Consider the following 2,291-nt stretch of genomic DNA (forward strand, 5'->3'; position numbering starts at 1 on the left):
TCACCAAAAGAAGTGGGGTTTGGGGCAAAGCCCCAACTATAATTAAAAAAATATTAAATTTAAAAACTATAAATATTAATAAATTGAGTTTTGAAACAAATCTTTTAATCCCCTCCCTTTATAGTTTATAAGTCAATTAAGAAAATTAAAGCATATTTATTTTTTATATCTATTTAGAAAAAGTGCCCCCGCCCAAGTTTTGTTTAACTTATAAAAACATCATTAACGCACGGTTAGCGGTACTATATTTATAATAAAAAATTATGTTATTTTAATGCGTGCATAGTTTTTCAATATATTTAACGTGCGTTGTATAAGTTAAAAATATAAATAAAAGCAGTGTTTTTTGAATGCATTTTTATTAAAACTACTATTCAATAATACACAAAATATATTTTGAATCTACATAATCACAAAGCCAAACTTTATTTTCTGATAAATAAAACTTGATACCGTCTTCATACATCTGTTTTGCATTTATTTTTATTACAACTGGCTTTCCATGACGTTCACCTACTTTTTTGGCAATATCTTCTGTTAATGATAAATGCACATGAAGCCTTTTCATTTTTTTAATACCTTCTATTTTTATGATATCTATATTATTTACAGAAGTTCCATGAAATAAAATATCTGGAGGTTCTTTCTCTTCAAACTCTAAATCTACATCTATACTATGCCCCTGATTTGCCCTTATTAAAGTATGATTTTCATTAAAACTAAATCTATTTTTATCATTATAAAGCACCACTCTCTCAAGTATATCTTTATCAATATTTTTTCCTTTTGATTTTATTTTTTCTATTAGTTCATAAACATTAGCCCAGCCGTCTTTTGATAATTTAAGCCCTATATACTCTGGTCTGTGCCTCAATACCATACTTACAAACTTACTAATTTTTACTTCTTCTTTATTTAATTTATTTAATTTATCATTCATCATTTTTATTTCCTAGCCTTTAATAAATAAAAAATAATATCAATCTAAAATTATGTCAACTATATTAATTATGCCTTGTAAAAAAATTATTTTGTTTTAATATATATAACAAATATTTTTAAGGATTGTATTATGGCTGTTATAGGTTTATCTGGAAATCTTTTATATGAAAATAGTTCTATACCAAAAGCATTTGTTAATCGTTCATATGCTGATTCTGTTATAAGATCAAAAGGAATACCTTTTTTAATGCCTATTACAGAAGACGAAGAAATAATAAAAAAAATGGCTGAAAATGTTAACGGAATTATTATGACTGGAGGTGTTGATGTTCACCCTTTTAGATTTAATGAAGAGCCTATAGAAAAAATCGGTACTATATCCGCTGAAAGAGATGATTTTGATTTTAAATTGATGAAATATGCTTCTGAAATGAATAAACCAATACTGGGAATATGCAGAGGGATACAGGTTATAAATGTATATTTCGGAGGCACTTTAATACAGGATATACCTACTCAAAGAAATACAAATATACTACATAGCCAAACTGCCGAATATCATGTTCCTACACATAAAATACAAATAGTAAAAGACAGCATTATCTATGATATGCTTGGTGAGAGTTCAGAGGTTAACAGTTTTCACCATCAGGCTATAGATAAAGTATCTAAAGACTTTAAAGTAACAGCTACTGCAAAGGACGGCATAGTTGAATCTATAGAATACAAGAAAAAAGATTCTTTTATTTTAGGCGTACAATGGCACCCAGAATTAATGAGTGCTAAAAGTGTAAAAATGCAGAATATTTTTGATATGTTTGTAGAAGTATGCAGGTCAAGAAAATAATCATAAAAAATAATTTTTATTTTATTAAAAATATTTATATTTTTGATTTTAGTAAATACTAAAATTTTTAAGTTTGTCAATTTTTTTGTTGTTCTTCTTCAAACCGTACCCATACTTAACAGTATTTCCTTCGATTGTAGGCAGACTTCGTACAAAAGAAATGAGTCATTGTTGTTGATACTTTTTGATTATGCCTTCAGTTTTTCCTGAATTCTTTGAGGTGATAAAATATGCTATTTCATCAATTTCTTCATCAAGAAGTAATACTGACGGAAACCATATTCCAGCACCTGCATTTAACTCTTTTATTTTGAATATTAAATTTATATAATCTGAATTAGAATCAAATTCATATTCACTATATAATAATTCAATAGTTTCTATATGATTTTTTCCAATGTATATTTTGTTTAAGAGCCATAGATATTGCACAGTTTTAGTTTAAAAAAAGGAGGTATTCCTTATAATTTAAATTATCACAACAAACAAAAAGGAATACCTA

At 26.5% G+C, this 2,291-nt stretch carries 3 protein-coding genes; 1 reads left to right on the forward strand and 2 read right to left on the reverse strand.

What is annotated here, in order from left to right; genetic code table 11:
• Window positions 1-370: 370 nt before the first annotated feature.
• Complete coding sequence (locus tag Q1X91_RS15470; RefSeq protein ID WP_300759488.1) at window positions 371-943, reverse strand: RNA 2'-phosphotransferase; 573 nt, start codon at window positions 941-943, stop codon at window positions 371-373.
• Window positions 944-1,072: 129 nt separating this feature from the next.
• Here Q1X91_RS15470 and Q1X91_RS15475 point away from each other — a divergent pair, with 129 nt between their 5' ends.
• Window positions 1,073-1,789, forward strand: a complete 717-nt coding sequence (locus Q1X91_RS15475; RefSeq protein ID WP_300759489.1) for a gamma-glutamyl-gamma-aminobutyrate hydrolase family protein — start codon at window positions 1,073-1,075, stop codon at window positions 1,787-1,789.
• Between the two features lie 165 nt (window positions 1,790-1,954).
• Here Q1X91_RS15475 and Q1X91_RS15480 read toward each other — a convergent pair whose 3' ends face one another.
• The gene (locus tag Q1X91_RS15480; RefSeq protein ID WP_300759491.1) at window positions 1,955-2,221 is read right to left on the reverse strand and encodes a hypothetical protein; all 267 of its coding nucleotides are present in this window, start codon (window positions 2,219-2,221) and stop codon (window positions 1,955-1,957) included.
• Window positions 2,222-2,291: the final 70 nt, after the last annotated feature.

The organism is uncultured Brachyspira sp., from assembly GCF_949287625.1.
Classification (GTDB): Bacteria; Spirochaetota; Brachyspiria; order Brachyspirales; family Brachyspiraceae; genus Brachyspira.